The sequence below is a fragment of the Streptomyces sp. NPDC016677 genome, assembly GCF_055562815.1.
In genome coordinates, this window is sequence record NZ_JBVHEO010000025.1 from 58,352 (window position 1) to 65,731 (window position 7,380).

At 76.6% G+C, this 7,380-nt stretch carries 1 protein-coding gene; it reads right to left on the reverse strand.

Annotation, left to right across the window (positions count from 1 at the left end; translation table 11 throughout):
- Positions 1–7: 7 nt before the first annotated feature.
- Positions 8–7,216 carry a hypothetical protein gene (locus tag ACZ3IG_RS35140; RefSeq protein WP_467437239.1) on the reverse strand — a complete coding sequence of 2,403 codons (7,209 nt, stop codon included), beginning with the start codon at positions 7,214–7,216 and terminating at the stop codon, positions 8–10.
- Positions 7,217–7,380: the final 164 nt, after the last annotated feature.

Here is a 7,380-nt window from a genome sequence, read left to right on the forward strand (position 1 = left end):
GAAGGGGTCAGTCGTCGTCCGCGGCGAGCGGGACGGAAGAGAAGCGGTTGCCGTCGAAGTACAGGGTCAGCGCGGTGCCGTCCTCCGGTCCGAAAGCGCGGGTCGTCCCGCCGGGGCCCAGCACCCGCACCGGTCGTCCGATCCGCCGGGCCACCAGAGCGGCCAGGGTGGCGACGTAGTCGGGGGTGTCCGGGGCGGCCAGGAGCAGTTCCAGGCGCGCGGAGTCGGTCAGTCCGGCGTCTGCGACGGTCACCTGGCCGTTCTGGAGGATCGACTGCGCGCGCAGCGACTCGGTGAGCGCGCCGATCCGGGCCAGGTCGTCGACGCTCACCGAGCTGTCGTCGTCCGGGAGCGGCGCGTCGTCCGGGGCCCCGTTGGACGCGACGTCCTGCCGAGCCCACGCGCGGAGCGCGCCGTGCGGGTCGCGGGACCGGGTCCACGCCGGGGTGGCGCCGGAGTCGGTGAGCAGCCGGGAGAGCGAGCGGACGAACGAGTCGGCACGTTCGCCCCGGGAGACCGGTTCGCCGTCGGTGACCGGTTCGCCGTCGGGTGTCGGTTCTGCCTCGGGGACCCGGTCGTCGCCGGATTCCGGTTCGCCGTCGGAGACCGGCTCCTCCTCGGAGTCCGACGAGTCTTCCGACTCCACGTCCGCCGCCCGTACCGGCGCCGGCCGTGTCCCCCGTCGTGGCCAGGTCGCGGGGGTGCGGGCGAACGAGCCCGTCGGCAGCGCCACCGTCGCGTCGCCCGCCGCCGTCCGTGCCGCCTCCAGCAGGGTCACCACGTCCGTCAGGCCGTTCTGGGCGTCGCGCTGACGTGCCGCCTGGCGGGTCTGTTCGGCGAGGGCCGCGGTGACCTCGCCTTCGAGGGCGGTCAGCGCCGCCCGCGCCTCGTCGCGGGCGGCGACCGCCGCGTCGTGCCGTGCCGTCGCCTCGGTGAGGGCGTCCCGGGCCGTCTCCTCGGCCCGCCTCGCCGTCCCGGCCGTTTCCCGCGCGGTCTCCAGGGCCCGGGCCGCCGCGTCCGCCGCGTCGCGGGCCATGCCGAGCCGGCGCTCGGCGTCCTCGGCGGCGTGCCGGGCGGCGTCGGCGGCGCGGCCGGCTGCCTCCGCCGCCGTCCGGGCCTCGGTCAGCTCGGCACGGGCCTGGTCCCGTCGGGCCGTGCGCCGGGATACGGAACCGCCCGGCGACGTGCTGGACGACGTACTGGACGATGCGCTGGACGGCGTACTGTGCGGGCCGCGTCGGGAGGTGGCGGTGCGTGACCCGTCGGCCCGGGGCCGCGTGTCCCGCGCCGCCTGGAGCGCTGCCTCCGCCGTCCGGAGCGCCTCCTCCGCCTCCCGGACCGTCCGCCGCGCCGCCTCCGCGTCCTCGTCCGCCTCCGCCGCGCGGTGCGTGCGCTCGCGGACGTCGGCCGTCAGCTCGGTGACGCGGGTGCGCCGGTCGCGGTCCGTGCGCTCGGCCGCGGTGAGCGCCCGCTCCGCCGCCGTACGGGCGTCCTGGGCGGCGCCGACGACGGCGCGGGCCGCGGCCAGCTCCCCCTCGGCCGCCGTCACCGGGGGACGGGTCTCGTCCACCGTGCGGCGCGCGTCCGGCAGCCGGGCCAGCAGGCCCGCCTCGGCCGCCCGTGCGGCCTCCTCCGCCCGCGCGGCCTCCTCCAGCGCGGCCACCTGGGTCCGTACGGCCTCCCAGCCGGCCTCGTGCTCCTCGTCCCCGGCGCGCTCCGGTTCCCCGTGCGCGTCGAAGCGGCGGAACCGCACCCCCGCGTCGTCGCGGAGCGCCAGCTCGACCGGCCGCCCCAGCAGCGCGGCCGTGCCCGAGGCCGCGTACACCGCGCGTGCCGTCCGCTCGGGGCCGCCGTCCACGGCGAACCACAGCTGCGGGGTGGCGTCGTCCCCGCTCGCCCGGACCCCGTCCGCCAGCAGCCCCGGCAGATCCCGCAGCGGCATCCGCCGCCAGTCCCGCAGTACCGCGTCCGCCACCGCGTCCGCCGGGGCGCCCGCCGCGCGGACCCGGGCGTCGGCGGCCTCGCGGGCCAGCGCCGTACCGTCGAACACCCCGGCGTCCGTGCGGGCGCCGGTGACGCCGAGGCCCAGCACGTCGCGCTCCAGGGGACGCGTCCGTACCGTGCCGGTCACGTACCGGACACCGTCCGGGCCGTGCACGGTGATCAGCGCGTCGGCGAGGATCTCGTGGCTGCGGGTGCCGCGCGCGCCCTCGGGGGCGCTGGTGTTGCCGTGCTTGAGCCAGTCCCGGCGGGTGCCGCTGACGCCCGCCCCGGGGCCGGACGCCTGCGGCTGGCGGGCCAGCACCGGCACGGTGAAGTTGACGATCTGCCGGTTGTCGTCGGTCGTGCTGAGCCCGCCCTGCGCCGCGAGCCCGGCCGTGGCGCCCGCCTGCGAGGAGGAACCCGCGCTGAACGTGCTCAGCCGCAGCCGGTCCACCGTCACATCGCCGGTGTCGGTGACCGGGCGCGGGCGGTACAGCTCCACCGACAGGCGGGGCGGGGTGCCCGGCGCGCCCTGGAAGGGATAGGCGCCCGGCATCGTGGTGGTCAGGCCCGCCGGGCCCCGGGGGTGGTCGAGCGAGAGGGCGCCGGACTGGATCAGCTCGCCGACCCGCACCGCCGTGGCGTCCGCCGAGCCGGAGGTGGTGAGCGACCGCCAGGACCGGGTCAGGGCCGGGGCCACCTCGCCCAGCGCCGCGGCCAGTTCGGCGCCGCCGTCGAAGGCGAACACCGGCGCCGGGCCGTGCGGTACGAAGCGGTCCCCGGCGACCACGGGACGCGTGGTGTGCCGCGCCACCGGCACCGGCGGCTGCTCGGGCGCCGGGTCGGCCGTCTCACTGCCGGTGAACCGCAGCGCGGCGGCGGTGTGCACGGTGGCCGACCGGGCCGGACGGCCGCTGAACAGGTGGGTGATCCGGTCGGCGAGCGTGGCGTCCGCGTCGGTCAGGCTCAGCACACCGTGCTGGAACAGGCTGCCCGGGAGGTCCAGGAGCCACTGTGCCGTCGGGGTGGAGCGCACCTCGGCCACCACCCGGTACGGCACGCCCTCGAAGTCCGCGGCGTTGTCGGTGCGCAGCCAGAAACGGTCCTCGGCGGCGCGCGTGGTGCGCACGGCGTTGCCGCGGGTCGTGTCGGCGCTGAGCAGCGCGCCCGCCCGGTCGGTGCGCGGCCCGCCGGTGGGCCGCGGGAACCGCGACTGGAGCTGGACGAAGCCGCCGTGCCGGACGCTGCGCGCGGTCCGGTCGGTCACCGAGGACGGGACGTGGGCGAGGAACTGCTCGATGCCGGCGCCCGACGCCACCGGGTGGCCGCGCAGTTGGCGCAGCGCGTGGTCGTCGGCGTCCGGTTCGGTGCGCAGGGTCACCTCCACCAGTTGCGCACCGCCGTAGCCGAGGTAGCGGAAGCCGAAGCGCTGCACGTGCCCCGGGCCGCGGCCCGCCAGGGTGCGCAGCCCCGCCGTCGAGGCCAGGTCCGCGACGCGGGTCGCCACGCCCGGCAGGTAGGCGGAGTGGCCGGGCCGGGTCACCCCGGGCGCCTCCGCCTCGACCAGCGCCAGCAGCCGCCCCCGCAGTACGTCGGTGCGCCGCACCGTCCGCGTCGCGTCGGTGAACTCGTCCACCGCCAGCACGCTGCCGAACCCGACCTCCCGGGAGGCCGTGAACCGGCGCGGCAGCGGCACCGAGCCGGCCACCGGGTCCGGCACCGTGAGCCCGGCCACCCGCGCGAAGAACGCGGCGTGCCGCCGGATCTGCGCGGGCGTCGTCAGGAACCGCACGGCGTCCGCCAGGTCCACGGCCACCGTCACGGCCCGGCTCTCGCCCTGCCCGAACGCGTTGCCGACGATGTTGCGCCGGCCCCGCCGGAACGTCACCAGCAGCGTCGCGTCGGCCGTGATCCGGTGCTGGGCGCCGCTCTCGGTGGCGGTGCGGTACGCGGCCGTCGTGGAGCCCAGCGCGCGGGACCGCTCGCGCCGGGCGGTGCGGGTGTAGCGCGCGGACGGGTTGAGGCTGCTGCCCGGCCGGGTCCCCTCCGCCTGCTCCGGTTCGGCGCGGGTGACCAGTACGTCGTCGACGTCGTTGCCCGCCGCCTGGTCGGCGGCCGGGGACTGGGCCGACGAGGTGTTGCGGACCGCGCGGAAACCGCCCGCCCACTGCGCGGTGCGCGCCGCGCCCCGCTGCTGCGCGGCGCCGTCGGTGGCGCTCAGGCCGGTCTCGAAGTACTGCGCGAAGCCCTCCGTCGCCCGCGGCCGCCGCAGCGCGCCGCGGATCTCCACGGACAGCACCTCGTCCGAGGCGAGCCCCGGCAGGGTCAGGCCCTCCACCACGTAGGCGCCCTTGAACACCTGGTGGCCGCGGGCCAGCAGGGCGGCGGGGCTGCGGGCGGCGGACAGCATCTCCGCCGCGACCGTGGTCGGATCGGTCGCCGCCGCGCCGGCCAGCGACTCGCCCAGCGCCCGCCCGGCCCGCGCCACCGGCGCCGGGGTCCGTCCGGCCACCGCGTCCCGTACGTCGTCCAGCAGTCCGCGCGCCGGATGGCCCGGGTAGGTGTTGCCCAGGACCGCCCGGAACGCCCGCTCCAGCGCGGCGGACGCCTGGAACACCTCCATGATCGCGTCGTCCGGCAGCAGCACCGTGTCCGGCAGCGGCGCGCCGTGGTCGTCGGTCAGCGCGAGCAGGTCCCGGTCGGCCGGCGTGGCCGCGCGCAGCGTGGGCGCCGCCGGCGCCGCCGGCACGGGCGCGTCGGCGGGCAGCGTCCGGTGCGTCGGCACCGACAGGCGCAGCGTGCCCGGCACCCGGTCCGGCGGCGGACCCTGCGGCGCGGCCGGGGCGGTGCCGTGCGGGACGTAAGGCTGCTCCACCGTGTCGTGCGCGAACCGCACCGAGGGCTCGTCGCCCGGCCCCTCGTAGAGATCCAGCGCCAGTTCGGCCGGCACCTCGAAGACCTCGCTGCGCTGCCCGGCGCCGCTGCCGATGAACAACTGGTCGTGGCCGACCGCCGACTGCGCGCTGCTGTCGTGCCGCACCTGGTGGCCGCGGACGTAGTCCCCGGTGCCGCCCAGCGTCCACGAACCCCGCGGCAGCCCGAACGACCCGCCCCCGCCGTACGACACCCCGTACGACGAACCACGGTGGTCGGTGCCCGCCGCCGACAGCGACGCCACGCCCATGCCCTGCACGTCCGGCAGCACCCGGGTGTGCACGCTCGCGCCCGCGCCCCGCACCGCGCTCAGCACCAGCCGTACCCGGCGCGACCCGGTCGCCGTCGGGATCTCCAGGAACAGCGAGTGGCCGCCGTCCACCATGGCGTCCGTGGCGGCCCGCTGCCCCACCTCCGAGCGGGCCTGCTCGAACCGGCGCAGATTGTTCAACTGCGCCTGCACCAACGCCTCGTCGGGCAGCACCCGGGTGCGTTCCTGGGTGTCGCCGGGCAGGAAGCCCTCGCGCCGCAGCCAGTTCTCGGCGTGCGTGAACAGCGGCGCGGCACCCTCCACGCCCAGCGGTGTCGCCGTGGTGCCCACCGACCGCAGGTGCTCCAGCTCGGCCGGCAGCCGCCGCAGTTCCTCGGGCGACGGCGCGTGGCCCCGGGCGTCCTCGGCGGTCAGCAGCCGCAGGTGCATGCCGCGCGGCCAGGCGTCCGGCGGCGCGAACTCCCGCCGTCCGCCGCCCGGCAGGTGCAGCACCAGCGTGTGCCGCACCGCCGCCGGTGCCAGCAGGTGGCTGCGGTTGCTGCGCACCGCGTGCATCAGCGCCGTACTGCCGCTCTGCACCAGGTCCTCGTGTGTCCCCGCCTGCGCGGACAGCCGGCCCAGCACACCGCCGCCGGGCCGGCGCGTCGCGTCCGGATGTCCCTGCGCGCGGTCCGCGGTGAGCGCCGGGCCGGCGCTGCCCGACAGACTCAGCCCGCTGCTGAACCGCGACTGCGAGTCCAGCTTGACCACCTGGGTCAGATGGCTCTCCAGGTTGATCTTCCCGGCCATGCTGCGCCGCAGCGGCGCACCCACCTCCACCTCGGTACGGAGCTGGAACATGCCGATCGCCCGCCCCGACGTGTCCAGCAGCACCGGCGAGAACACACCCCGGTCCCGCTGCATCGGCAGCGTCCCCCGCAGCAGCGGCTCCGACAGGAACGTCTCCAGCTCCGCCGCCGAGTCCTCGTCCAGGGCGCCCAGTTCCGTCCCGAAGAAGGCCAGCGCCTCCGCGAGCAGCCGCTGCGGTTCCGCCACCGTGTCCACGCCCCACACCGGCAGGTCGTCCAGGTCGGCCGCCTCCGGCAGCTCGCCCTCCTCGTCCCGCGCCAGGTGCTGCGGGAACCAGAACGTCACCGGCCCGTGCGTCCGCGCCGCGCCCCAGGTGACCGGCGGGGCCAGCCGCGGGGTGTCCACCCGCACTTCCCACGCCGCCTCGAAGTCGTACGGCTCCGAGGGCTCGTTGCTGCGCTGCGCCGACGTCGTCTGCACCACCGTCGTCACCGACGACGTCGACGAGAGCTGGTTCAGCGTCATCGCCAGCGTCAGCGCCACGTCGACCCCGCGCACCGGGATCGCCCGCGACACCGGGAACAGCCCGGTCCAGGGCAGCAGCAGGGTACGGACCGTGCCCGACGCCTCCGTCGACACCCACTCCTGCGTACCGATGCCGCGCCGCTCCACCCGTACGTCCCGCTCGGCGCCCTCCGCCTGCCCGTAACGGGCCGCCGCCACCGGGTTCGCCAGCCGCATCCGCAGGTCGACCGTCCGGTCCCGGCCGTCCACCCGCAGAGTGATCCGGAAGCCCAGACTCCCGCGCAGGTACGGCAGGTTGAGCACCAGTTGCTCGCCGCTCGCCACGGTCCGCAACTGCTCCCGCACCGGGTGCGTACCGGGCGCGTGCGCCAGCCCCAGCGCCGCCATCACCTGCTCGTGCAGCCCGTCGACCACCGCCTGCGGCAGCGGCTCCAGGTACACCAGGCCGACGTTGCCGTCGAGATGGGCGCCGTAGGCGAGGACGTAGGCCGAGGACGGCGCGGGGACGGGTGCTTGTGAGGTGGGCCAGGTGGGGGGGTCGGTGGCGGGGAGGGGGGTGGTGTCGGGGTTGGTGGGGGTGTTGTGGGTGGGGTTGTGGTGGTTGGGGTTGGGGTTGGGGTTGTGGTTGTGGAGTGTGGTGTTGGTGTCGGTGGTGTTTTCGATGGTGGTGAGGTAGCGGAGGGGGATGGGGGTGGTGGGTGTGGTGGTGGCCATGAGGCCGTCGGTGTGGACGGCGGTGTTGTGGGGGTGGTTGCGGAAGAGGTGGTCGTTGTCTTGTTGTTCGTCGGGGAGGCCGAGGTAGTGGAGGAGTTCGTGGAGGAGTTGGGTGTCGGTGTGGTTGAGGTCGAGGTGGCGTTGGTTGGGTCGGGTGGGGTGGG

What these genes read in the sequence shown, in the direction of transcription:
- ACZ3IG_RS35140 (WP_467437239.1), bottom strand. Translation starts at nt 7,216, where the DNA reads ATGGCCACCACCACACCCACCACCCCCATCCCCCTCCGCTACCTCACC.